The sequence below is a fragment of the Planococcus sp. PAMC 21323 genome (assembly GCF_000785555.1).
GTDB lineage: Bacteria > Bacillota > Bacilli > Bacillales_A > Planococcaceae > Planococcus.
This window is the reverse complement of sequence record NZ_CP009129.1, coordinates 1,040,184-1,065,433: the sequence shown is the minus strand read 5'-3', so window position 1 is coordinate 1,065,433 and position 25,250 is coordinate 1,040,184. Positions and strand designations below refer to the sequence as shown.

The 25,250-nt window shown below is 36.9% G+C and carries 27 protein-coding genes and 1 other annotated feature; of the genes, 6 read left to right on the top strand and 21 right to left on the bottom strand.

What is annotated here, in order from left to right:
• Positions 1-32: 32 nt before the first annotated feature.
• The 7 genes from PLANO_RS05435 to PLANO_RS05405 all read right to left on the bottom strand — a co-directional run bounded on the left by PLANO_RS05435 (position 33) and on the right by PLANO_RS05405 (position 5,847).
• Positions 33-1,307, bottom strand: a complete 1,275-nt coding sequence (locus tag PLANO_RS05435; protein ID WP_038703458.1) for an MFS transporter — start codon at positions 1,305-1,307, stop codon at positions 33-35.
• A 180-nt stretch (positions 1,308-1,487) separates the two neighbouring features.
• Positions 1,488-1,991 carry a peroxiredoxin family protein gene (locus PLANO_RS05430; protein ID WP_038703457.1) on the bottom strand — a complete coding sequence of 168 codons (504 nt, stop codon included), beginning with the start codon at positions 1,989-1,991 and terminating at the stop codon, positions 1,488-1,490.
• A 41-nt stretch (positions 1,992-2,032) separates the two neighbouring features.
• The gene (locus PLANO_RS05425) at positions 2,033-2,698 is read right to left on the bottom strand and encodes a haloacid dehalogenase type II (protein WP_038703456.1); all 666 of its coding nucleotides are present in this window, start codon (positions 2,696-2,698) and stop codon (positions 2,033-2,035) included.
• A 213-nt stretch (positions 2,699-2,911) separates the two neighbouring features.
• A complete protein-coding gene (locus PLANO_RS05420) occupies positions 2,912-4,351 on the bottom strand; it encodes a murein hydrolase activator EnvC family protein (protein ID WP_038703455.1) in 1,440 nt (479 codons plus the stop codon).
• Between the two features lie 361 nt (positions 4,352-4,712).
• On the bottom strand, positions 4,713-5,015 hold the full coding sequence (locus tag PLANO_RS05415; RefSeq protein WP_038703454.1) for a hypothetical protein: 303 nt from the start codon (positions 5,013-5,015) through the stop codon (positions 4,713-4,715).
• Positions 5,016-5,017: 2 nt separating this feature from the next.
• Positions 5,018-5,221, bottom strand: coding sequence for a helix-turn-helix transcriptional regulator (locus tag PLANO_RS05410; protein WP_038703453.1), 204 nt, complete (start codon positions 5,219-5,221; stop codon positions 5,018-5,020).
• Between the two features lie 155 nt (positions 5,222-5,376).
• Positions 5,377-5,847 (bottom strand): peptide-methionine (S)-S-oxide reductase, encoded by a 471-nt coding sequence (locus PLANO_RS05405; RefSeq protein WP_038703452.1) that lies wholly within the window; start codon positions 5,845-5,847, stop codon positions 5,377-5,379.
• Between the two features lie 532 nt (positions 5,848-6,379).
• Between PLANO_RS05405 and PLANO_RS05400 the strand changes: the two genes are divergently transcribed.
• Positions 6,380-6,646, top strand: a complete 267-nt coding sequence (locus tag PLANO_RS05400; RefSeq protein WP_081976630.1) for a SunI/YnzG family protein — start codon at positions 6,380-6,382, stop codon at positions 6,644-6,646.
• Between the two features lie 153 nt (positions 6,647-6,799).
• Positions 6,800-7,228 carry a DUF4181 domain-containing protein gene (locus PLANO_RS05395; protein ID WP_038703450.1) on the top strand — a complete coding sequence of 143 codons (429 nt, stop codon included), beginning with the start codon at positions 6,800-6,802 and terminating at the stop codon, positions 7,226-7,228.
• 854 nt (positions 7,229-8,082) lie between these two features.
• Here the strand turns inward: PLANO_RS05395 and PLANO_RS05390 are convergent.
• The 3 genes from PLANO_RS05390 to PLANO_RS05380 form a co-directional block, all read right to left on the bottom strand.
• The gene (locus tag PLANO_RS05390) at positions 8,083-8,289 is read right to left on the bottom strand and encodes a hypothetical protein (RefSeq protein WP_038703449.1); all 207 of its coding nucleotides are present in this window, start codon (positions 8,287-8,289) and stop codon (positions 8,083-8,085) included.
• 241 nt (positions 8,290-8,530) lie between these two features.
• A complete protein-coding gene (locus PLANO_RS05385) occupies positions 8,531-8,752 on the bottom strand; it encodes a hypothetical protein (RefSeq protein ID WP_038703448.1) in 222 nt (73 codons plus the stop codon).
• Positions 8,753-8,921: 169 nt separating this feature from the next.
• Positions 8,922-10,283 carry a hypothetical protein gene (locus tag PLANO_RS05380; RefSeq protein ID WP_038703447.1) on the bottom strand — a complete coding sequence of 454 codons (1,362 nt, stop codon included), beginning with the start codon at positions 10,281-10,283 and terminating at the stop codon, positions 8,922-8,924.
• A gap of 275 nt (positions 10,284-10,558) precedes the next feature.
• On the opposite strand from PLANO_RS05380, the gene PLANO_RS05375 reads away from it, so the two are divergent.
• From PLANO_RS05375 to PLANO_RS05365, 3 genes are all read left to right on the top strand, one after another.
• Positions 10,559-10,996, top strand: coding sequence for a plastocyanin/azurin family copper-binding protein (locus tag PLANO_RS05375; RefSeq protein ID WP_038703446.1), 438 nt, complete (start codon positions 10,559-10,561; stop codon positions 10,994-10,996).
• Positions 10,997-11,117: 121 nt separating this feature from the next.
• Complete coding sequence (locus tag PLANO_RS05370; RefSeq protein WP_038703445.1) at positions 11,118-11,918, top strand: GNAT family N-acetyltransferase; 801 nt, start codon at positions 11,118-11,120, stop codon at positions 11,916-11,918.
• Between the two features lie 498 nt (positions 11,919-12,416).
• Positions 12,417-12,614: a hypothetical protein gene (locus PLANO_RS05365; RefSeq protein ID WP_038703444.1), complete on the top strand. Its 198-nt coding sequence runs from the start codon at positions 12,417-12,419 to the stop codon at positions 12,612-12,614.
• 337 nt (positions 12,615-12,951) lie between these two features.
• Here the strand turns inward: PLANO_RS05365 and PLANO_RS05360 are convergent, their stop codons facing one another.
• Both PLANO_RS05360 and PLANO_RS05355 read right to left on the bottom strand, forming a co-directional pair.
• Positions 12,952-13,722, bottom strand: coding sequence for an ABC transporter permease (locus tag PLANO_RS05360; protein WP_038703443.1), 771 nt, complete (start codon positions 13,720-13,722; stop codon positions 12,952-12,954).
• Between the two features lie 12 nt (positions 13,723-13,734).
• Positions 13,735-14,649, bottom strand: coding sequence for an ABC transporter ATP-binding protein (locus tag PLANO_RS05355; RefSeq protein WP_038703442.1), 915 nt, complete (start codon positions 14,647-14,649; stop codon positions 13,735-13,737).
• 550 nt (positions 14,650-15,199) lie between these two features.
• Between PLANO_RS05355 and PLANO_RS05350 the strand changes: the two genes are divergently transcribed.
• Positions 15,200-15,685 carry a hypothetical protein gene (locus PLANO_RS05350; RefSeq protein ID WP_038703441.1) on the top strand — a complete coding sequence of 162 codons (486 nt, stop codon included), beginning with the start codon at positions 15,200-15,202 and terminating at the stop codon, positions 15,683-15,685.
• Between the two features lie 161 nt (positions 15,686-15,846).
• Here the strand turns inward: PLANO_RS05350 and PLANO_RS05345 are convergent, their stop codons facing one another.
• The 9 genes from PLANO_RS05345 to PLANO_RS05290 all read right to left on the bottom strand — a co-directional run bounded on the left by PLANO_RS05345 (position 15,847) and on the right by PLANO_RS05290 (position 25,221).
• Positions 15,847-16,662 carry a PP2C family serine/threonine-protein phosphatase gene (locus PLANO_RS05345; RefSeq protein WP_038703440.1) on the bottom strand — a complete coding sequence of 272 codons (816 nt, stop codon included), beginning with the start codon at positions 16,660-16,662 and terminating at the stop codon, positions 15,847-15,849.
• Positions 16,655-17,113, bottom strand: a complete 459-nt coding sequence (locus PLANO_RS05340; protein ID WP_081976629.1) for an HIT family protein — start codon at positions 17,111-17,113, stop codon at positions 16,655-16,657. Before PLANO_RS05340 ends, PLANO_RS05345 begins: the two co-directional genes overlap by 8 nt.
• A 53-nt stretch (positions 17,114-17,166) precedes the next feature.
• Positions 17,167-17,385: a binding site (T-box leader), on the bottom strand.
• Positions 17,386-17,656: 271 nt separating this feature from the next.
• The gene (locus PLANO_RS05335; RefSeq protein WP_038703439.1) at positions 17,657-18,115 is read right to left on the bottom strand and encodes a hypothetical protein; all 459 of its coding nucleotides are present in this window, start codon (positions 18,113-18,115) and stop codon (positions 17,657-17,659) included.
• A gap of 333 nt (positions 18,116-18,448) precedes the next feature.
• Complete coding sequence (locus PLANO_RS05330) at positions 18,449-18,913, bottom strand: hypothetical protein (RefSeq protein ID WP_038703438.1); 465 nt, start codon at positions 18,911-18,913, stop codon at positions 18,449-18,451.
• A gap of 77 nt (positions 18,914-18,990) precedes the next feature.
• The gene (locus tag PLANO_RS05325; RefSeq protein ID WP_038703437.1) at positions 18,991-19,209 is read right to left on the bottom strand and encodes a hypothetical protein; all 219 of its coding nucleotides are present in this window, start codon (positions 19,207-19,209) and stop codon (positions 18,991-18,993) included.
• Positions 19,210-19,974: 765 nt separating this feature from the next.
• Positions 19,975-20,544, bottom strand: coding sequence for a helix-turn-helix transcriptional regulator (locus tag PLANO_RS05315; protein ID WP_038703435.1), 570 nt, complete (start codon positions 20,542-20,544; stop codon positions 19,975-19,977).
• Between the two features lie 491 nt (positions 20,545-21,035).
• Positions 21,036-21,542, bottom strand: coding sequence for a DUF3916 domain-containing protein (locus PLANO_RS05310; RefSeq protein WP_038703434.1), 507 nt, complete (start codon positions 21,540-21,542; stop codon positions 21,036-21,038).
• 1,309 nt (positions 21,543-22,851) lie between these two features.
• Positions 22,852-23,892 carry a M14 family zinc carboxypeptidase gene (locus PLANO_RS05295; RefSeq protein ID WP_038705380.1) on the bottom strand — a complete coding sequence of 347 codons (1,041 nt, stop codon included), beginning with the start codon at positions 23,890-23,892 and terminating at the stop codon, positions 22,852-22,854.
• Between the two features lie 321 nt (positions 23,893-24,213).
• Positions 24,214-25,221 carry an LLM class flavin-dependent oxidoreductase gene (locus PLANO_RS05290; RefSeq protein ID WP_038703432.1) on the bottom strand — a complete coding sequence of 336 codons (1,008 nt, stop codon included), beginning with the start codon at positions 25,219-25,221 and terminating at the stop codon, positions 24,214-24,216.
• Between the last annotated feature and the right edge of the window lie 29 nt (positions 25,222-25,250).

Sequence of the window (25,250 nt, the reverse complement as noted above, 5' to 3'; positions counted from 1 at the left end):
AAAGAGAACATCTCTTTTCTGCGTTTTTATCTTTAATTTTTCACTTTTTCTTTTTCAGGTGGATTTGCTAGTAATGCTGCCACAATACCTAAGAGCGGGAAAATCATAATTGCCCACAACACTTCTTTATAGCCACCAAAAAAATCGTAAAATAAACCAAATGGTAACGGACCTAAAGCAGAACCAACGACCATAAAGGCCATCGAAATGCCGGTAATGCTGCCAAGATATTGCCGACCAAAATAATTTGGCCAAATCACACTAAGAGTTACCCGTTCAATGCCCAACATAAAGCCCCAAACAATTGCAAAAAGAATAGCTCCTGAAAATATATCTGCTTCTTTTAGTAAAAAAATAGATGCAATCTCCCCAGCAAAAACAAAAGCTAACATCCACTGTACGCGTATTTTATCTAGCAAGTAACCTGCTAGAAACGTTACCGGAAAACCGATAATCGCCATTAAACTTAAGACAGTAGCTGCTGTTTCAGGTGCTAAAGATTGAATCGAAAAAATAGACACCAAATGGAAAGTCATTCCCGTATTAACCAAAGCAGGCACCACTACACAAAACAACAAGAGCCAAAAAGTACGGGTCTTTTTCGCTTCTTTTACCGTCCAACTAATATCTGAAGACAAAGGCTTTTGTGGATCTTCTTCTCCTTCTGAAGGTCCATTATCTGGACGTAAGCCAATATCTTCAGGACGATTTCGGATAAAGAAAAATGCCAAAGGTGTAAAAATTAAAACAATAGATGCACCAAGAATTTGCCACGTCGCCCGCCAGCCATATGCTTCAATTAACCAAACATTGATCAACGGAAATGCAGCCGATCCAATCATGCCACCTAGCGCAGCTAAACCAAGTGCGCGACCTCGCTTTTGTATAAACCATTGTGGCACTAAGGCATTTGGGACGAGCGTCATCGACCCTTGACCAAACAACCGTATCGCGAAAAACCCTATAAACAGCATCACCCAATTGACGACGAAACTATTAAAAATACTAGCTGCGGCTAAAATTAATGATACGGCAATCGCCATTTTCCGCGCGCCAATTTTATCAATCAGACGACCGACCATAAACAGCAAAAATCCTGCAAGTAACGTCGCTGACGAATAAATACCAGACACGGTCGAGCGGCTCCAGCCAAATTCCTCTATGTAATAATCAATGAAAATCGCGTTTGAATAAGTTTGTCCAGGTCCAGAAAAAAAGTGAGACAATCCTGCGAGAATAACAATTATCCATCCATAATAAAACGGCGTTTGGATCACGCTGTTTCTATTAATCCTTTTTTCTTTCATACTCTTCTTATTAGCCCCCTCAAAGAAAAAAGAGCCAGTTAAACTCTTTCCATCATTCTATTATTTTACAATTACTCCGGTCCGATTTCCACGTCTTTCTATTTTTTGCTTGCATAAAAGAAGACCTTGCTTATCAATAAGCAAGGTCTTCTTGAGACATTTAAGAATAGCTCTAAACAATTATTTTAAATTCTTTTTGATATACTGTACAACTTTACGCAGTTCTTTTGCACTTGGACGTCCATAAGGGCTCGTTTGCTGCTGCTGATACAGAATATGGCCTTTTTCATCGAGTAAATAATGAGCAGCTTCACCATGAATTCCGTGGTCCTCATAAAGTGCATCTTCTCCGTGATAGTAAGCGCCGTATTTGTCTAACAAATCTTTTGTAACGTCAGACAAGAGCGGAAAGCTAAAATTATGCTCTTTTTTCATCCCTAATGAATTTTCTTGTGTATCCGTCGATAAAGCAGTAAAGTATACGCCTTTTCCTTCAAAATAAGAAAGGCTTTCTTCAATTTCTTGTAAATCTTGATTACAGACAGGACACCATGATCCTCTGAAAAAGACGATAAAACGCCATCCTGGACGATCCGTTAAATCTTTCTCAAGAGAATACGTTCCACCTTCTGCTAATGGTAGTTCAAATAATGGTGCTTTATCACCGAGTTGTAATGTTGTCATAGTTAGTTTCCTCCTAATTTTAAAACACAATCAATTTGACTTTATTTCCACTTTAACAATCCATTTAAATCGTCAAATATATAATCCGGCTCTAGATCTAACTCTTCTACCGGTGCATTTTTTCGATTGATCCACGCTGTTTGAAATCCAAAACTTTTCGCACCTGAAACGTCCCAACCGTTTGATGACATAAACAAAACTTCATGGCTTTCAATACCAAGCTTTTCTAATGCATATTGATAAGATGCTGGTGTTGGCTTGAATTGTTTAATGTCATCGATGCTGAGCACTTGGTTCAATAAATCGTTTAACCCAGCATTCTCAACTAAAGGGTCTAACATGTCGTGAGAGCCGTTTGAAAACACTACTAAATTTTTATCTTTTAGCTGAGTAAGAACTCTTTTAGATTCTAAGTAAAGCGGTAAATGTAAATACGCATCTAATAACTTCTGTTCATTTTCCTCGCTTACCTGCAAATCATTTTCATGGAGCGCGTACTTTAAAGCTGCATGCGTAATAGAGAAAAGCGTGTCGTAATTACCCATTAATTGACGGAGCATAAAGTATTCAACTTGTTTGGATCTCCATGTTTGACTGATTTTTTCACCATATCCGGGATATAACTCTTCGCATTCTTTTTTTATCGCCGTAACGTCGAACAGAGTTCCGTAAACATCGAACACAAAAGCTTTGATTGAATTGTCCACTCTATATCCTCCTTATACTGACATTGCGAACATGGACTATACATGTGTATACATTTGATTGATCGACTATAGAGTCTCTTCTTTCTTTACCCAAAGCCAGTCAGATTAATCTGAAACTATCAAGGTATTCTTCCCAAAAAATAAAAAACCCGTACCGGTGCACCTTTAAAAGTGCCCCCGATCGGGTTTAATCGTTCGTTTATTAAATTTATTTTAGAAAAAATTCATCGGATTCACTGCATTTGAGCGAGCACCATTCCATGGACCAACATGAATTTCAAAATGAAGATGTGGTCCGGTAGAACGTCCTGTGCTACCAACAAGTCCAACATTTTGACCTTGTGAAACGGCCTGTCCAGACGAAACATTGATCGCACTCATATGAGCATAAACAGTCGCATACGTTTGGCCATTAATGGAGTGAGTTAATATAACTACGTTGCCATAGCCACCCATGTATCCAGCAAAAGAAACATAACCAGTTGCTGCCGCAGAGATTGGCGTACCCGTTACATTTGCAATATCTTGTCCAAGATGCGATTCTGCACCGTCACCGATATCTCGTCCACCAAAACCTGACGAATATCGACCAGAAGCTGGCCAGATAAACATTGCACTAGGTGCTGGTGTAGGTGCAACTTCCACTTTTACAGGTGGAGTTACAGCAGGCGTAGGTGCCTTAGGCTTGCTAACAGATTTAGCTTTGTTACTACTTTTAGCTTGAGCCTGTGCTTGTGCCTCTTCCTGTGCTTGTGCACGAGCTTGTTCTTCTGCTTCTGCTTTAGCAGCTGCTGCTGCTGCTTGAGCACGAGCTTCTGCAGCCGCTTTTTCAGCAGCTATTTTCCGCTGACGTTCTTCTTCTTCTTTTCTTGCAATTTCAGCCAAGCGCGCTTGTTCGTTCATGATTTGTTTTTCCAAATCTGCACTAACTTCAAGAACTTCGGCATGTTCAAACTCTAACTCACCTTTTTCAGCAGCTAATCGTTTTTGCTCTGTTTCTAAGTTTCGAACAGCCTGTGCTTGTTCTGTTTTTTTACTGCTTAATGAGGCTTTTAGTCCAACCAATTCTAAGCGTCGTGATTCTTGTTCAGCTAACTTGGATTCTACCTGTTCTTTTTGTTCAGCTAGTAGTTTTTTATCTGCCGCTTGTTCACGCATGATTTCTCTATCTGCTTCAATTAACGTATTCACCGCAGAAAAACGATCAATAAAATCGATGAAACTGTTTGCGCCAAGTAAGACATCTATGTAGTCTACAGAACCGCCGCTTAACTGAATTGCACGAGCCCGCTCTTTCAACAACTCTTCACGTTCTTCTATTTTTTGTTCAAGCTCCTCAATTGACTTTTTCAGCTCATCAATTTCTACTTTAGTTTTATCTATTTCTCCTTGAACATCACTGATTTTCGCTTCTGTACCAGTAATTTGCGTGTTCAACTCTTCAATTTTCGATGCTAGTTGATCTAACTTTGATACGTTTTGATTGATTTGTCCCGCTTTTTCACTAATATCGGAAGTTAATTCACTTTTTTGTTGCTCTGTTTGTTGCTGTTTCTGTTCTAATTCATTTAACGTATCTGCGTTAGCTGTCGGTATCAATATTGATAAAGCTAATACAGAGGATAAACTAGTTACTAGCCATTTCGAAATCAAGTGTTTTATCCCCTTTCAATAATTACGATTGTTTCATCTATGTATATTTTTATAGGTTAAGTTGAAATATCACAAATGTCTTCATTTAATGCAATACGCTCAGTATAACAGCTCGTAATCTTTATTCTGTTACAGCAATATATCAATTTATTCTAATCTTGAAATATTTTTGTAATATATTAGAAGTTGAAATCTTTGGAATTGTACGATTTTTAAATACATAGCTTAGACTTTAATTATAATGGCTAAATTTGTTGCTGTATATTTATTTTTCTTTCCTTATGAATCAACTGAATCTAAAGAAGAGCTACACCCACGTAGCTCTTCTTTGTATATACTACTAAATTATTACTCTACACACTCAAAGTTTGAAGTTATAATACACCATAGAGATTGCCCAACCAACTAAATGAATAATCATCAAAGTGCCTAATACTTCTACCGCTGCTAATTCCAAACCTAAAATTACAAAGATAAACTCAATATACATGGCTACTAATGTGATCTTCCAGGCATTGGCGAATGCTTTTGTCGTAATACTTGTGTACCGCTCATCCAGTCCTCTATTTTCCGCAGCTTTTTTACGTCCCCACCACAAACCGAAAAGTCCTCCCGTTAACCCGAGTAATAATCCCAATAGACCTAATAGTTGATCCCATTCCATGATTATTCACTCTCCTTTTCAAATATAAAGACATCTTCAATCGTCAGTTGAAATAGTTTAGCTATTTTGTATGCCAGTTCCAATGAAGGCTTGTATCTTCCATTCTCAATCGAAATGATTGTTTGTCTTGAAACACTCAGCTTTTCGGATAGCTGCTCTTGCGTATAACCAAATGAAGATCTTAACTCTTTGATCCGATGCTCCATGTTCTACCCCTCCATGTAAAGCTAACTTTACGTAAAGTATACTTTACTCCGACCAGAATGTAAAGCCCACTTTACTTCTACTAATATTTACGAAATAAAAAAGAAGCCCTCACTGGAGCTTCACTTTCCGTAACAGCTTATGTAACTTGTTTTTTTTATTTGTATTTACTCAATAACGCTTTTGGAATATGACAATAATCATCTGGACATCTTGTTAGTCTATCTTGATGTTCTTTTGCACTTTTTACATAATTTGAAAGGGGCAACACTTCCACCACTATGCAGTCACGATCGCTCCTCTCATGAATAAAAGCTTTCACCTCTTCTAAATGCTTTAGATTTTCACTATATACTCCTGTTCTGTATTTCTTACCAACATCCTGCCCTTGCCGATTTAAACTATAAGGATCGATGATTTCAAATAAATACGACATCAAGTCTCGAATCGACAATGCTTCTGGATCAAATGTTGTTTTCACACACTCTGCGTAGCCATCATAGTCCCCATCGAGTGCTTGACTTGTTCCATTTGCGCGTCCTGCTTCTGTCGATTTTATTCCAGGTAAAGTTTTGATAAAAGCCTGTACTCCCCATAAACATCCACCCGCAATATATATGATTTCCATATGGTGCCCCCCCTAATTTTATAAAAGTATATCATTCGTTCTTAGGCTTCGTTTATCTACTAGATAAGAAAAGATCAAACTGAATCACTAAATAGAAAGTGAGCAGAGTGCGATGAGTCTTAGGAACTTAGAAATAGCAGTGTTCGTAAAAGTATACTTCTCCATTTATAAAGAAAAGAACTGGCATTGGATATATTTTGAAACTATTTTATAAATTGAACGTAAAGTATTAGGGATAAGAGAAAAGTTCACAAATCACTTGATTTTACATCTCTTCATAATTGTCTGTCGTCCATAGAGGAAAAAAAGAGCTTTCCAAAGAAAAAATTGATTCGTCTTTTATTTAGATCGTACTGCGTATGATTGTGTTCGTTTTTTTATTTTCTTCAATCTAATTCATACGAATATATCAAAAAACTAAAGTAAGTGGATTTATGAGTTGCTTGCTGCAAGACGTTTAAATTAATGTAACTAGTCTTTAAATTTTCTTACTAGATTAAAATAAGCTCATTAATAGAAAAGAGGGATTTTTTTGTTTGAGGTATTTGTAAAAAAAGTAAATTCTGATGTCGTGATTAGATGGCTATTCACTAAGATAACCATTCCAATAGCTGATATTTTAGCAATTTCTACAGATGATACTTACGGTGGAAAAGAAAAAACAGCCATTCGAATTGGAATGCCTTATGGCACAACCGATAGAGTTGTGATTACGACAAAGGACAGCACATATCTTTTGTTTACAACCAATTATGTATCAATACAAAACAAACTAAATGGCTATATCCACTCAATTTAGTTAGTAGATCATTAAGATCGTTGGCGTTTTTAAGCGCACTCATTTTTATCTTGTCAATTTCTCGCAACTTACCTTTTTTGAGGAAATTACTTTTCCGTACGTTGGATTACATTCAAAACTAGTTTGGAACTTTATCATAGAGGAGGATAACTCATGTATGGAGGTGAAGCAACATTCTGGTTAAATTTATTTCTCTTGCTGACTGTTTTTGTCGTGTTGATGACTGTATTCAATGCTCTCTTGCGGAGGTGGCTAGGAGTTGAGAAACCAAGAGCATTCTCTCATAACCACGTAAATGATCAACACAAGAAAATCGACTGGAGTATCAGGATTTTCTTTATTGCTGTAATGGTATTAGGATTTTTCATTAATATACCCAGGCTTCCAGATGAATCTTACTTGTTTTTGGAGCCATGGTTTTTATTGTTTGGGCTTGTTTTTATAACTGAGATAGTAAGAGCACTCATGGAAAGAAAATATGCCAAAAATCCCAATGCCTATATTTACACGATTAGTCAATTGGTTTTTATACTCGTGATTCTTACCTTATTATTTACGACTGATTTTCTCGGTTTTTTCTAACTAGATCATTTACTAGGATATGAATGCCACTTTGACACCTTCTAAATAACGCTTTTTTATTTGATTGGAACTGAGTGTCGATAAACTTACAATATGTTACATTTGCATGAACATTAGAACCACTAAATTTTCTAGATAAATGAAATCTGCTTTTAAGTTAATTGGTATAAAGGAATTGAAATAAATTTAATGAGGAGGGATTAAATATGAATCCTACTGAAATGATAAATTGGGGCGACGTTATCTACACGTTTCTTTTTTTTGTTGCGCTAATCTTATTGATACGCTTCGTAGTTACTTTAGCAAAAAAGAGAAAAGCAAAATAGTTAAGAGCATATCCATAAAGTAACCTTTAAATAATCTTGTATTTCTTTCTTCTTCATATCCTTTTCACCCTTTCTAAATAAGAATTTTTCAGAGATTATTATATGAATGAACAGAACATATCAGCATATGCCGATATGTTCTTTCTATTTTATTAAAGAATATTTTCAGAAGTCCAAGATAAATATCAGTGCGGAAAAATTCTCATCTCTTCTTTTGAATTGTTTGTAAGCTTTTTTCTTGAGTAACTGATATACGAATTACTAGATGTAGGGACACCACCAAAAGCCCTGCAGCTGTTCGTGGATGTACACTTATCCAAACAAAAAGCAGAAGCCTCTATTAAAGCTTCTGCCCTTCCAATAATCCGAGATATGTAATTTACATTTATTTTGTAATGATATCTCCTTTTTGTCAGCTTCCTCTTTTTGATAGCTACTTGTAGGTCACATACTTCTCTCTCGAATAATAGACTGTATTTAACTAGTTCAATTTTTGACGTTCTTTTCAATGCCAAAAACGCCTTTTTTCTACATGCCTTTGTGGGCAGAAACCTGAGAATAAAGTGAAAATATCTCTTTATTTTTCTGTTCCCAGGCAGGATCTTTTTGCATCGGAATTGCATAAGCCTGCTCGATGTCACTTGTCAGGGTGTCTAACATTATTTTTTTTCGATTTATTGGGTAAGTCCCCTGCATAATTATCTCATAACGTTTTTTGTAGTACTTCAACATCATTCTACATTTCTCCCTAAAGTGAAAAATTGGTTATGCTCTCTATCTCTTCTATTCCTTCAATCAGAACCCAATATACAAAAATGCGAGCGTATAATACAACCTCCCTCAATTCGAGAGTTTCTAAAAACTTCCTTACTTTTTTCTGTATATCGATTATATTAATTCATATCACAGATAGCTAGTGATAAAAATGAATCTCCTTCATACAATTAAAATTGTTCATAGAACACCCTGCACTTTCTTACAACATGGGTAAGCTCTCATCAAAGACCTTCGATAAAATTCTAGCTTTCATTTCATCGAAAAATAAAATTTCCTCTTCTATAGAAGAGAGTCCTTCCATTACATTAAACGATTCCTGATATACTAAAAATGTATCTAATTGGTATTCAAATACCTCGGCATATTCTTTTTTCATCAATTGAGCCCCATTGGTGTACACTAGCAAAAATTCACATTCCATAATCGAATCCCTCCTATATGTTCTGAATAATTCTAGCCTGGTGGCCGTTTTCAAAACAGTTGGATAATGAATTTGTGAGTATTGTAGGCAGTGACACTGCAATACTCTAACTAAAATTTCTATAACAAAAAGCTAGCCAAAAAGGCTAGCTTTTTTGTTATCTGTCTAATTATTGTTTGCGTGTACGAACTGCTACAACTGTTGTCAATGTCGCAAGCATCAAGCCCACTAGTACCCACATGATTGGGAATGATCCTTCGTCAGCTGTTCCGCCCATGCCTGTTTTTGGCATTTCAGATGGCATTTCAGTTGCGCCAAATTGGTCTGGGAACTGATCTACGATTGCTGCTGACAAGCCAGCTGCTGGCATTTGCATATGTGCGTATGCTTCGCGAATCGAGCTGTATGCTGCATCAAAATCGCCGGCTACGTATGAGTCAAATGCGGCTAGGAGTTGGCCAACGTGTGCTGTCAAGCCTTCTTCAAGTGCATCGGCTGGTACGCGTCCTTCTGTTGCTGCATCTAAGAATGCGGCTTGGTCCACAATATATTGGTCAAGTTCTGCACGTGCTTGTTCTTGGCCTTCTTTGTTGCCTTCACCTGTTGCTGTTACGTAATCCACAAAGTAGCCAATGTGTGACTTCCATGTTTCGTCAAATTGTGCACCGGCTTCTTCGCCGTATACCGAACCAACTGCTGCCGACAAGTCGTCAGCGTTCGCTAGTAACGCACCTGCTGCTTGGTCAAAACTTTCTGCGCCGTCAGCGCCGTCTTGCATTGCCATTACCGCAAGTCCTGCATGTTCAGTGAACGTTTGGTTTAATGTTGCACGCAAGTCGATCGCTGGTGTATCGGCACTTGTGTTTTCAAATTTGTCTGGGAATTGAGTTGTGATCGCAATAGACAAGCTTTCTGCAAACATGCTCATGTGTTGAATTCCTTCACGCTCTAATGAGTAAGCTTTTTCGAAATCACCCGCTACGTATGCGTCAAATGCCATGATCAACTGATCAACGTGCATGTCCAATCCTTCTTGAACAGCTGCCGCTGGCAGTAAGCCACCTGTTGCTGTGTCAAAAAACTCAGATTGTTCAACTTTGTATTTTTCCAGTTCTGCTAGGGCTTGGTCTTTGCCTTCTTGGTTGTCTTCAGCAGTTGCTGTTACGTAATCCACGAAATACCCGATATGTGATTTCCATACTTCGTCAAATTGCGCTGCGCCTTCTTCGCCATAAACCGATCCGACTGCTGCTGATAAGTCGTCAGCGTTCGCTAGTAACGCGCCTGCTGCTTGGTCAAAATCTTCTGCGCCGTCGACGCCTTTACGCATCGCTTCGATTGCAAGGAATGCATGCTCGGTTAACGTCGTATCAAGGGCGATGCGTAGTTCTCCAGCCGGTGTTGCTGTGGCCATTTCCATTGAAGCTTCGCTCGCTGTTGAATGTCCTCCGTGGCTGTCGGCAAGTGCCGCCGTTGGTACCAATAATGCTAGGCTGAGTGGTAAGGCTAAAAGTACTTTGTTTAATTTCATCTAAAATCGCTCCCTTTGTTTTGTTTTTTTTCGTTATACAGACATAACGCAAAGGGTTTTTGTTTAGATCACTTTTCCATAAAATAATTAATTTTTTTAACTCTTTTAACTTTAAATTTAAAGAAACTCTTTAGATAAGGAAAGTAATGAAGGACAATTTAATTCTCTCTTCTTATAGAAGAAACACGAAATTTCTCTTCGGTTTTCAAAAAACCAATCTATTTCTCAGCTTTTTGCGTTATATATGCAAGAACCTAAAACAAGGAGGAAATAATATGATTAACAAAAAATTCAACTTTATTTTGGCGACAGGTTTATTATCACTAGCCGCTTGTAGTCAAGAACAACCAGTAACCGAAGAACCAGCAGAACCCGTTTCCGAAGAACAGCAAAGTGCGACCGAAGAGCCAGAAGAAGAACCGGCACAAGAAAGTGCACCTGAAGCAATGAGTGGTACGGCTTCAAAACTCTTATCAAAAGGTGAAACGACAAGTTTTGTTTTTAACGAAGCTGGAGAATTTTCGATCTTCTGTGAGCCACATCCTGACATGCAAATGAAGGTAATCGTAGAAGAAGGTGCAGAAGCAATGGATCAACTAGAAGTGGATATTGCTGATTATGCGTTTAGTGAAGAATCTATCACGGTAGCACCAGGAACTACCATTGTTTGGACGAATCAAGATCAAGTTCAACACAATGTGGCACTCAAATAAAATCGATGAATGTTTTGTTAGTTTATCTAAGCAGCACAGGCACAAGCACAAGATTCAAGTTGTCTGTGCTGCTTCATTTTTACTGCAATGAACGAAATACCGGCAAGGAGGAAATAATCAAATGAATATGGAAATCGAAAAAAAATATATTCCTTTAGCAAATTATTTTTTATCAACGACAAATCCAACCATTACGTTACAATTTACAGAAATCGAAAAAATAATGGGCCAAAACCTTCCAAATAGTGCCTACTTGAGCTATAGTTGGTGGAAAAAAACCAAAGCTCCAGCTAAGCATTATCTAGCCTGGACTATTGCAGGGTATGCCGTTAAGCACGTTGACCTTAAACGCTACATTGTTTTCGTTCGAGTAGAAACAACGAACGATAAAGACAATATCAAAACAAATGAAAACATCTTATTGATTCGTTCTGCCTCTTACGGTGACGCAAGTTCCCTTTCAAGCCTACTGAAAAAAGTTGACGGCGAATCAGATTTTTTATTGTATGAAAAGGATGAACGATTATTATCTACACAAACAACAAGAAAACAAATCATTGAGAGGAACCAAAGTGGGCATTCACTCATTTTATTGGCGATCTTAAATGGAGAGCATGTAGGCTATTTAATAATTGAAGGATACCAAGCTCATCGCGCCAGTCATCGCGCTAGTTTGCGGTTTGGTGTTAAAAAGGATTCTCAACGCAAAGGAATTGGATCCTTCCTTCTCCAAAAAGCGGAATCGTGGGCAGCAGAAAAAGGCATTCGCCGCCTTGAAGTCATTATCCTAGAAACCAATTCACCCGCGCTATCTTTCTTACACAAAAATGGCTACGAATCTGAAGGGACTCGCCGTAAAGCGTTGATAATCGAAAATACCGCGTTCGATGAAATTTATCTCGCTAAATTATCAACCCATTAAAATAATTTAAACGATAGGTACCGGCCATTGTCAAAATTTTAGTTAGCTAGTTCGCTTTATCAATAAGTAGATTTTCTTAAATTAAACTGGGAAAAGAAGGTATAGCTCATATGGATGAATAAAATCGATATAAAGAAAAAAGATCAAAGCCACGTGATTATGCAGAATATGAAAAGCGAGCTGCAGTAGGTTAGTTGCTGATCCACTCAACTCAAGAGGTAAGTTACCATCCAGGGAATTTGAGCACCCCGCATGAAGATTTTGAATATACTATGCTATTTGGTCATTAAAAAATAATCTTCCAGAGAGACATGCATTTTCTAAAGACAAAGAAAAAAAGAAACTCGTCATTGAGCTTCTTCCCTGTTGATAATCCAAGATATGTTAACTAGACTATCTTTATAAAGTTGGTTTTTTCTTATAAACTGATTTTGCTCTACATACATATTTTAATCAAGCCTATGGTAATATAAGGATAAAAATAAAAGAGGTGAGCTGATGAATAGAATTTTGGCATTCTCGATTATAGGTATGGGGATAACGGGTGCCGTTTTAATCTTCTCGGTTGCTCTATTATTCAACCCTCCAATAGGAAATGCATTGAAGATTGTTATTGCTTGTTCAACCACAGCTTTTGTTATATTAGCGGTCTCGGCTCTAGTACTTCGTCGACGTTTAGATGAAATAAAAGAGTAAAGTATTCATTAAATTAATAACATCGGCATTAGTAGCAGACAAATTTGTGTACCTCTAATCTACAAAGACTGATTTCAGACTGAATGTAAATCACTCATTAAATACATTAAAACTACCACTCTAACTGTACGTTAAAGTACTGTTTCACGAACAAAAAGGAGTAAAGATATGGTAGTGCACCCCCAAAATTAGATTTGAACTCTAAATTTAATGAGCACTACCCAGTTGCTGTTCTTTTATAGACAATGACAAGGTCGTTTGATCAGTAGTCATCGTGTGAAAAGGTGGTTTGAATTTATCTAGCTTTTAAGGGTTTACTGAGTAAGTACAATAGATATTAACTTCTCAGTCCACGGCCTTTTTCAATCAGATACCAATTGAGTCCATAAAGTAAAACCACAAAAATAATCGAAATGAGAATAGAGACTAGAATCGGTACATCGATTACACCAAGGATCCCGAATCGAAATCCAGAAATCATATAAACAATCGGATTGAACTTTGATACAATCTGCCAAAACGGAGGCAACATTGAGATGGCAAAGAATACACCACCTAAGTAAGTTAATGGTTGAAGAATAAAAGTAGGAACAATAGACACATCATCAAATGATTTTGCAAAAATGCCGTTCAACAGACCAGCCAAAGAGAACAAAATAGACGTCATTAAAAATGTTAATATGACAATACTCCAAGAATGGACTTGCAACGGAACAAAAAGTAGCGAGATAATTGTGACCAATACCCCTACCAGAGTACTTCTTCCTAGTCCTCCCATCACAAATCCCCAAATAATAATATGAGTCGGGACGGGAGCGACCAATAATTCTTCAATATTTTTTTGAAACTTTTGTGAGAAAAATGATGACGATACATTCGAGTAGGAACTGGTAATGACTGACATCATAATCAATCCAGGGACAATAAACTCCATGTAGGAGAATCCTTCCATTTCGCCAATCCTTTTGCCAATCAAATTCCCAAAGATGATAAAGTATAAGGAAGTTGTAATAACAGGCGGAACCAATGTTTGGATCCAAATTCTAAGATAACGGTTCGTTTCTTTGACCGCCAAACCTTTTAATGCTACTAAGTATAGTTTAAACATGTGAATCCTCCACTAAACAGTTTCTTTTGTAAGTTTTAAAAATAACTCTTCTAATCGATTAGACTTGTTACGCATTGACAACACTTTAATCCCTTGTTCTGTCAATTGGTTAAACAGTTCGTTGATTCCTTGATCACGCCCTACTTCCACAGAAAGGGATCCTTCGTCCATAAGTTCACTCTTATAGCCTTTAATCACTGGCATTTGTCCTGAAGATTCAATATCTAAAATAATTGTTTCAAACTGCAGCTTAGCAAGCAATGATTTCATGCTTGTATCCTCAATCAGCTGCCCCTTTTGAATAATACCAATATTGCGGCACAACATCTCCGCTTCTTCCAAATAATGTGTTGTCAGAATTATCGTCGTACCATTATCATTCAACTCTTTCAGAAACGTCCACATCTCTCGTCTTAATTCAATGTCCACACCCGCCGTCGGCTCATCAAGAATAAGTAGACGCGGTTCATGCATCAAAGCGCGTGAGATCATTAATCGACGTTTCATCCCTCCGGAAAGCATTCGTGCCTGAACATTTTTCTTCTCCCATAAATCAGACTGCTTCAAGTACTTTTCGCTGCGCTCTAATGCTTCCTTCCTTGACACGCCGTAATAACCTGCCTGGTTTACGACAATCTGTTGGACCGTTTCAAAAGGACTGAAGTTGAACTCCTGGGGGACCAAACCAATCTGCAGCTTCGCCTGCATTAACTGCGTGTCCATATCATAGCCGAAGACTTTAACTTTTCCTGATGTCTTATTGACAAGGGAGGTCACAATCCCGATGGTCGTAGATTTCCCAGCACCGTTGGGACCTAAGAGAGCGTAAAAGTCTCCTTCTTCTACTTTCAAATCGATGCCACGCAAAGCCTCAACGCCGCCAGTATAGACCTTTTTCAAGTCGTTTATTTCTAATGCATATGTCATTCACTTTATCTCCTAACTATCTTTTTAATTAGTTGTATTAACTACCTAATTGCCAGTATGCCACTCCCTCATATTCGTAAAGCTTTGTGTATACATTTTTAAATGCGCCGGTTGTGAAATTAAGCTAGACAACTGAAAAAGTCATTCGTGGTACCTCACACTATGTTTTCCGACCAAAGAAAAACATCAGAGTGATCACAAATGAACCGGTGATAATAGAATCCTACTACCACCAAAATATGAACGTTTCAATCATCGCTGTGCGCCTGAATCGTTCCGAGCAGCCAATTTATAATATCATAAAATTCCTGAAATCTGGTCATAAAGCACTCGACTTTCCAAGCAGTACGAGAGAAACAAGAAAGGTTGCGGCTGTTGAAAAATGACTAAATAATTTTGAAAATAAAATCTTTCGTAAAAGTACACTTTCATAGACAAAAAAGAAGCTCTATCTTGAGCTTCTTTACTTCCGATAATCCTGAATATGTAAACCAAGTTGTTTGAAACTATCAACGATTTATTACGTAAGTATTTCCAGAGGTGAATTAAAATGATTTCATTTTTTATTTTTTATTTAATAGGAGTGCCCGTTTCTATACTATTGCATGAAGTAGGGCATGCTTTAGGAGTCATCCTATTTACAAAAGAAAAAGCACATGTATATCTTGGCTCAGCAAACGATAGTAACGAAGAAAATTTTCGAATTGGGAGAATGCACTTTCATATCAAATGGGCATTCTTTGGTTTTTGTTTTGTTAAAAACAGAAGCGATTTCACAAGCTTTAAAAGTATTATGTTTTCAGCAGGAGGTCCAATTATCTCTTTGCTGCTATGTATTGCTGCTTATCTCGTTTCAGCTGACCTAACGCATTATGGAACCAAAAATTTTTTAAATGGAATTATATACTTTAATCTCATCTTATTTATTTTCACAAGCATCCCTATAACTTATCCTAATTGGTGGAAACCGAAACCTTATGCTGGACGTCCTTCTGATGGTTATCAGATCCTAACAGCTTTAAAATCAAAAAATTAATTCAAGATGAATATCAACTGTTTGTAAAAATACAATTCACAAACAAAAAGGAGAAAAGATGTGCTGTGTACAGCCTCTTTTCTCCTTTTCATTACAAGTAACTTCCGATAATGTGTCATATGTAAACTTATAACAAACATGAATTAAGTAATTTTACTTTACTACGCATTGCTTGGGCGAGTTGAATCAGCGGCTACGTCTATGAACCAAGATAAGATCGTCGTACTATCACGGACATTTTTCTCTTTGATTTCTTCTAACAAGGCTTGTACTCCTTGCTCATTCGAAAGGGTTTCAAATGGTTTCCCGACTTCATTCGGGTTCGAGAAGTTGGCATCTGGGCATTCAACAAGCCCATCAGTGGTCAACAATATATGATTTTTCCCTTTCCTTAATTCTTTGGTTCCGACGCTGTAACAGGGAACCGGTAGGTCAAATGTATTCACTCGTCCAATCCATTCATAAAAGCTGCGGTGATTTTGTTGAGTTTCATTCAACGCTTTTAGATCTGGGTGGAACAGATAAAGAAGACAATCTCCAATGGATAACCACCAGAGATACTTCCCTTTCCGGACCACACATAAAACCGCTGTTTCCCCTTGTATTTTCCCACACGCTTCTTTGAAATGGGTACTGTCAAATGTAGTTAGCAGCGTCTCTGCTGTTTGTTCAAATGCTTGTTTGATCGGCAACGTCAAATTGCTCTGAATTGCATCTTTTAATGAATTTACTTCTGATATCACTAATTCGGCACTTTCAGCAGTTTGATGTGCATCTAACAGAACGGCAAATTCCCAGTCTTCTTTTTCATTGGTCCAAACCACACATCCATCTTCGTTCTTATATTGACCCGCAGTTGAATTGCCCCCGAACCGCCCTACTGTTACATTCTGTATATGACCGATATCAATCTCATCAACATAATGAGATTGGCTCCCCACCCAGCTGAATTCGTTCTTATGAAGGACATTACTCATACGGATTAACCTCCATGTAAGCTATGATTCTGTTACAAAGTTCGATCACTTCTCTGCTATCGCCCATCCGGGCATTCGGTGAATCGTAAACTTCCATTGGTCCCCAAAATTCTTCGGGTGTGCCCGGATAGCGTGCAACCAAATGCATATGAAGGTGAGGGACCGAATTGCCGGATACCAGCGCATAGACATGCTCGGCTTTTTCCGACTCCATCAGTACCTTGCTAATTCTGGCCATCATCATTCCAAATGCCTTTGCTTCTGCTGGATTCATTTCTGCAAGCGTAGCCACATGCCTTTTCAAATCGATCATGATATGCCCCAAGTAATTGTCCTTTTTTGCTTTATCGATATGCCCAACGTATAAATAATCATCTTCGAAAATTTTTACTCCGACAGTTTGGATCTTCTCATTGTGCTTTTGACAAATAAAACAATCTTTTTCTGTCATCCCAATTCTCCCCTTTACCATAGTTTTAGAAAACAAAAAAACCCATCACCTCATAAAGAGGCGATAGGTTTTCCTAGCGCGGTACCACTCTTCTCAGCCTGCCGTATTTTCACAGACCTTCTAAAAAACTTATCACGGGAGTCAGCCGTTCAGACCTACTTATCAGTCTGACCACTCACAGGCGAGTTGGGAAATTTTATTGGCTGCATTTCAGCAATTAACAGCTCTCTAAACAATAAAATTTTCTTAGTAATCCTGATCTATGCGTTTGCAATATTGGAATTATTTTACTTATCATACTAAATCCAATATTGACTGTCAATATCATCTTTGAAGAAATCTTCTACCTAAGAGCTTCCGATAACTGATGATATGTAAACTAGGCAGCGAATAAATGAATAGTATTTTCAAATGTAATGAAATTAATGAACCAGGTTTAACTTTCTTTAAATCCTATTGCATTGAAACCCCTTAAGAAATTTAATCTTTTCGCAGGCAACTACTATGCATCTCATTGAACGAAACAGCTTAGTGCAATTATTTTTAGTTGTATTGATGAAAATCTGTACCTGTGGGCGTGAGTGATTTGATGTATGCTATGTTTTCCTCACCGAGATTCGGAGCAAAAAACTCGGTTCCCCAATGCTCAGAGTGAAAAAGGGGGGTACTGTTTTTAATAAAAAAAATCGAAAACCATTTTAATTTGCCGTTTGCTTTTAGGTTCTCGTACAACAAGTAGTTTGATATATTATCCGTTTTGCTTCCTGTAATAACAGTAACATCTCTTCCATTTACTATTTCAAAAGAGTCTTTGAACAACAAGGTCGTTTCCTTAATAACATCTTTTTCGTCATTCCAGCAATGGATTTCGATGAAATTTGACTGCTTAATAAAATAGCTTATTAAAGGAACCCAGTAATCATAATTTTCATTTTCAGGGATTGGAAAGGTATCCAAGTCCTCAGTAAATGTCGGAATAGTAAAATGTAAATTATATTTCATTTTCACATTTCCTTTCTTTTGAAATGAAAAAAGTAGATTGTTTTGCGTCTTATCTCATTCAAACTGATCATGCATTTAAAATTTTCTAATTTGATGTACACTTCTATTTGGAATCTATATGCTTCTTTCAACTAAACCACTTCGTTAGTTCTTTAATTTATAATTATATAACCGTACTGAATGGCCTTTTCAATATATCATTTTTCTAGCAAATTCACTTTTTCTTCTTATGCTTAAAACTTCGCTAGAATAAAGGGGTGAATGTAACTTAATTAGTATTATGTTACATTCAAAATCAATTTCTGCAAAAATACTTTAACTTAATTGGAGATATTAAAATGAAAGGTCATTTCCTGGCACAGCAATTAGCAACCAATTCTCTCCGGTATATCCATAACCGTCTCCAGCCTGCCAACACTCATAATTGTCATCGTCCCCATTGATACAGAGTGTTTTTCCGGATTCAAATGTAATAAAAAGATGAGGAGAATCATTGCCTAACTGAACGTTTATTACTTTCTCTCTCCTATTTTCTACTAATAAATTCAAAGCTTCTTCATCATTCAATTCTTTTACTCCTTTACCTTGGAACCCCTCTCTCGTCTCGGAACTGGAAATGACTGTCATTTTCATTACCTCGATGTTTATCCATAATAAATCGGGTTCCTGATTGGAATAATGAACGAAATAAGCAAGCACTGCTCCCGGACCCACTCCAAACTTCACTCCATCAAGCTGGCTGCCTATAAATAATTTTTTCAGATTTTCTTCTGCGACGATTTTGTCTATGGAATCCATTGTTTCCTCCGAATCTTTATTTTATTGAGGGTTAATTATTACTTTCTGAATGTAACTTAATTCACAATAAGTTACATTCAGATTTGCTTAGATTCTTTCAAGCTTCTAAAAAGTAAACTGGATAAAATAAACGAAAGAATCACAATGGCTGGAATAATAATAATGCCTGATATTAATTGAGTTTGAGTATTTAGAGGGATATATGCATTTTCAAGCCACGCAAAAAATTTAAAAAGTAAAAAGAAAATAACAAAAGTCACTAAATAGTAAACCAGTTTTTCTGAGATTTTTTTCAATGTAGACCTCCCGTTATATTTACTGGATTGTCACACTTGTTTTGAATGTAACTTAACTGCACATAAGTTACATTCAAATCCTATTCTTTCCAACAAAAAACCTACGCAGGATTTTCGGGGATTTTTTAAAATCGTCTAGTTTAGTTTGCAGCTCGGTGATTTTTTGATTATGACTCATGCTCAACTCGATAATTTGGTTAAAAGATCGTGATAAAACTAAAAAATAGTAGTACACTTTCAAGAGTTCGAAAATCTTGAAAGTCATTATTTTTCCTCAAGTTGCTTTATTCTTTTTTCTAGCTTTTCAACTTTGGAAGTATTAAGTACTGCTATAGCTAGGATTATCATCATTAAAGAAAATAAAAATATCGTCTCCATCAGTTCTCCTCCTTGCATATCATTATTTTTAACTAGATATAAATTGATAAACATGAATAATTTGTTAATTAAATTTTAACAATACTTCTTAAGTATAAATACATGAAACTTAAATCAACGTAGTACAAATAATATCGTTCGTAAAAGTACACCTACATGAACAAACTGGAGAAGATGCTTAGGACCGGCATCTTCTCCAGTTTGCTTTTATAAACTTCCGATAAGCTACGATATGCAAACCTATATCTTTTGAGATTCAAGTTTGAAAACCTTACAAAACAACATTCTGAATGTATCATTTTTTCTAATGAAATTAGTTCGGAATGATTTTCTGGGGAAGCCAGTAGAATCAGGGTTTTGAATAACTTAATTACACTTATGTTACATTCAAATACTGAAAAAAGATAAACTCAACCAAGTAAATATGCCCGAAAAAAGACCAAATAAAATGACTATCAAAGCCTTTTGATATTTGTGATTCGCTCTACTTTTGTCTTTTTCTTCGTCTGTAAGTTTTTGTCCCTCTTGAAAAGCCACGATTTCTTTATAGGTCTTTAACTGGTGCTTTTTCTTGATCCCCTCAATTTTGTTTGCGGAATACAATGAAAGTAGGAATAGTACTGCCGAAATCAGCAATCCTTTGGTTCCAAATAGACTGATCACCGGGCCAGCTGATAGGGCTGCTAGCAATGCAAATACGCCCATTGAGATTGTCCACTTGTTCAGTTGAGCATTTTGAATTTCGTTTTTCATGATTTCTACATCTCCTTTGACTAAATCGTCTAAGGATACGTTAAAAAGAACACTCATCAGCAATAAATTGTGTATGTCTGGATAGCTTCGTTCATTTTCCCAATTTGAAATGGTTTGCCGAGAGATATAGAGTTTCTCAGCTAACTCTTCTTGGGAAAGCTGTTCTCTCGTTCGGTACTTTTTGATTTGTTTGCTGAGGTTCATTTTACTCGCTCCTTCTAATTCGAGAGTAGTTAAAAAATGAGGGGGGTGCTATCAAAACTCTTTATAATTAAGTGATTTTACCATGTCAAAACTCTTTGTCATAAGTATTCCTGTTTTGAATGTAACTTAATTAGTAATAAGTTACATTCACATCTAGGGAAATTTTTAGGCATTTACTATGAATACTTGTGCTGAAACAAAGAAAAAAAACATGGATATAACGACAAGCATGTACCCCCAAAACTCTTTTCGATCCCTCTGGATTCTTTCAAAACCTGCTACCAACGTCAAAACACCTAGAATCAGCATGAGATATGGCATTAATGTAAAGTCCTGACTCCATAGAACATAGGCTGCTAACCCAAATCCGACTACTTGTAGGATGATCCTAATTATTTTAAGAATAGTACCTCTCCTCTAACTAATATTTTTCAACTAAATCACAGTTTTGAATGCAACTTAATTAGACTTATGTTACATTCAAAAGCGCATTATTTAATTTCCTCTATAAACCAAATTTCACTTTCATAATAACCATCCTCATCATCAATAACTTCTTTAAAACCAGATATGGCAAAATCGTCAGGAACGGCTAACTCCCAGTCAGTTTGAATGTTTCTGTTATCTGAAAGAGGAATCCATTTATAATAATCGCTATCCCTGTTAAAGAAATCTTTAAAATAATCTTCCCCTTTGAAGATGATAATTTGCGAATTCCATAAACTAGGCAAGGTAATAAAGACAGTAACACGATATTTTTCTTCATCATGTGGCTGCAGCCCTTTTAGATATTCTGCGCGATCCACTAATGTTTGAATGCACAATCGTTTGGCCTTCCGAGGAGTTTTATCTGAGCTGATAAAACCTTGGCCGACCGGTAAGTGCATATGCCAGTAGCCATTGTAAAATTCTGTTGGAAACTCCAGTGTATTTTCTTCGATCCGGTTGACCATATTCTCCGTCTTCCGTTTAATCCCCCGGATTTTTTTCTCGCGCATATAATATTCTCCTCACTTTTAGTATCAAGCATAAATAAATTATGGGGATCGATAGAAACTAATTATATTGAATCTGAATGTAACTTAATTGCTATTAAGTTACATTCAGATTCAGTAGATAATTTCTATAATACTTATCTTTTAGCGCGCTTAGGCAAGAATAAAGAGCTACTGCCCATTAATATTCCTCCCAGTACTGCAAGAAGTACGCCAACTATAATCCAAGTTGTAGTTAAAAAAGTGGATACATAAATTCCTGTAGTTAGGATTAACAGTCCTATAAACATACATGATAGTAGCTTCCCCATTTTCTACCTCCAACAGATATTTTGAATGTAACTTAATTCACAATAAGTTACATTCAGATTTCTTTGTGCGATATAAAGAAACATTTATAGTTTCTCTTGTTTTATCCAACTCACTATTCGATAAGAACCGAAAAAGTTTACTAGTAAAAGAAGGAGCAAAATAAATATCCAAATCCCCAAGCTACTAATTTCTTGGAGGGCTTGGGCATTAATAACAATAAACCATAGAATCCCGATGGCTAAGAGATAAAGTAAGACATTAGGTATTATCCAAATCATTTTTAATCCCATATTCTTCATACTCTTATTCATCTCCATTTCATGTTGAATGTAACTTAACTGCACATAAGTTACATTCAAATCCTATTCTTTCCAACAAATAACCTACGCAGGATTTTCGGGGATTTTTTAAAATCGTCTAGATTAGTTTGCAGCTCGTTGATTTTTTGATTATGACTTATGCTCAACTCGATAATTTGGTTAAAAGATCGTGATAAAACTAAAAAAAAGTAATACACTTTCAAGAGTTCGAAAATCTTGAAAGTCATTATTTTTCCTCAAGTTGCTTTATTCTTTTTTCTAGCTTTTCAACTTTGGAAGTATTAAGTACTGCTATAGCTAGGATTATCATCATTAAAGAAAATAAAAATATCGTCTCCATCAGTTCTCCTCCTTGCATATCATTATTTTTAACTAGATATAAATTGATAAAAATGAATAATTTGTTAATTAAATTATAACATTACTTCTTAAGCATAAATACCTGAAACTTAAATCAACGTAGTACAAATAATACCGTTCGTAAAAGTACACATTTGCGAACACTCTAAAATCAGCACAAAAACACAAAAAAGAACGTTCGTAAAAGTAGCGAAACACTTTACGAACGTTCACGTTTTACATATACATTTACGAACGCTTTTTTGGACCCATTCTTATTAACCTCTAAATAATATTAACCTTAAAGTAAAACACTACTTCTTTCATTCCACATTCCAACTTCATTCAGATGTACGATTTTCTTGGTAAGATAGTGTATCCCAGAACGAAATGTCCGCGTCTTCTATAGAGTCATCTGCAATTGCGCGAACTGTAGCATCAAGTGTCGTGATGGTTTGTTTAATTAAATAGCCATTGCTCTTTTGTCCCAATACATACGACTCGTAAGTATGATCTGACATGCCACGCATCTCGAATAAAAGGGTTGAAATACCATATTCGACTGCAATACCATTTCGACTAATTGTTTCTGCATTTCCACCTCGATACTTGCCTAAATGTCCCCATCCTTTTGAATCGATGGCATCAAATACCACGGCTCCCAGCTGTTTGGATTTTAGAAGTACTTCCGGGTCAACATTTGGTGTTGTCGGGTACAAAATAGAACCTGAAACCAGTTCTCCATCTCGCTCGCTTTGAGTACCTTGATGATGCAAATCAATCATGTAATCAATATCATACTTGCTCATCACATTTTCGTGGAAAGCTTTAGTTTCAGGTTGGATTTTGGTAATGTGATCGCGGTTCAAGTCGATGCCGTCCGCGTTATAGCGTGTGAGATTCCGCTCTCCTTTCGCTATGTAATCATCTAATGAAAAATTCACATCTCCCATAGCTCCATCAGGATTTAGCATAGGTACGATTAAAATATTGACGCCATCTGTTACACCTTTCATCTTGCCTGTTCCAAGATGTTTAATAAATTCAAGCGTGCCTTCAGTTGTAAGCTGTTCGTTGCCGTGTTGTTGAGTCAGAAAAAGAATTGTCGGGTTTTCAGGATTCGTCACATATTTAACTAAGTACAAATCACGCCCTTTAATACTTTGTCCAATTACTTCAAGTTCCATATTTTTTTGTTTGGCTTCTTGAGTCTGTAAAAAATCTGCCATTTCATCATATGTGGTCAGTATAGATGTGTTGATGGTTTCATTGCCACCATAATTTGGGCCATTTCCAACTGCTCCGACTGCGGGAGACATAAATGGCGAAGCACCCAGAACCATAGCTCCAGCGATAGTTAAAGTTATCATTGTTTTGCGCATTGTTTTATTGCTAGCTGTTTTCGTCATATTCATTTTCTTCATTCATATTCCACTCCTAAAGTTTTTTTAGAAACATTTTCGAGAAAATTAATACAGCTCCGTCTCCAGCCTCCGTTCAGAAGTATTTCGTCACCCTAAGTTCTTTCTTCTTTATTATTTAAAATCCTCTAATTGCTTTTAAAATGATTAAATGGAATTAGTACGTTTTAAATTAACAGTCTATTAGTCACGTTGACCGCTATGCCTTTCTTCTTAACATAAAAAAACCACTTCCTCTAACAGAAGTGGTAGCATCCTATCCGTGAACAAAGCGATTTCAATTTAACTACGTCTCTTCATTTCTTGCGCAATCAATTCGAAGGTTTTGAGTTTGTCCTTAAAATCGTAAGCTGCAGAAACCAACATGACTTCGTCTGCTTCATATTCTGAAGCTAATGTTTCAAGTTTGTCTACGACATGTTGTGGTGTTCCTACTACCATGCGCCGACGATTTTCAGCAACTAATAGCTTTTCAAATTTCGAATATGGATAAGCTCGTGCTTTTTCAGGAGCTGGTGTGCCTTGTGAAGGCATTCCTTGTGCTCCCATTGACAGTGATAAATCTAAAGAAGAAGCTACCCATTCTGCTTTTTCTTGCGTTTCTTGGCAGACAGCGAAAATCGCAAACCCAACATAAGGTTTACTTCCATCATATGATTTAAAATGTTTTCGGTATTCTTTTGTAAAGGATTGGCCGCCTTCTCCATTGATAAAATGAGCGAATACATAGGTCAGTCCTTTTTCGGCGGCAAGAACTGCTGAACTTCTGCTTGTCCCTAACATCCAGATGGGCGGATGATTCGGCGTCATAGGAGTTGCTTTCATGCCATAATAAAGGTGATCTTCAGGGATGGAATCGGTCAAGTACATCCGGAGTTCATCTAATTGTTTAGGAAATAAACTGGTGTCGCGTTTCTTTCCTTCATTTAACGCATATGAAGCACGTGGCATGCCACCAGGTGCGCGACCCATCCCTGCATCAATTCTTCCGGGATACAAGGCCTCGAGCAATTTGAAGTTTTCAGCTACTTTAAATGCAGCGTAGTGTGGCAACATTACGCCACCTGAACCGAGACGAATGGTAGTTGTGACAGCTCCTAAATGCGCAATTAGCAATTCAGGAGACGAGCCAGCCAAAGTAGGTGCATCGTGATGTTCTGACACCCAAAAGCGTGTATAGCCCCATTTCTCAGCGTTTTGTGCAAGTATAGTGGTTTGTTTTAATGCTTCTTGCGGCGTACTGCCTTCTGAAATTGGTGATTGGTCTAATACGCTATACTTTAGCGCCATAAAGTCTCTCCTTCCCTTCTAAACAAGAC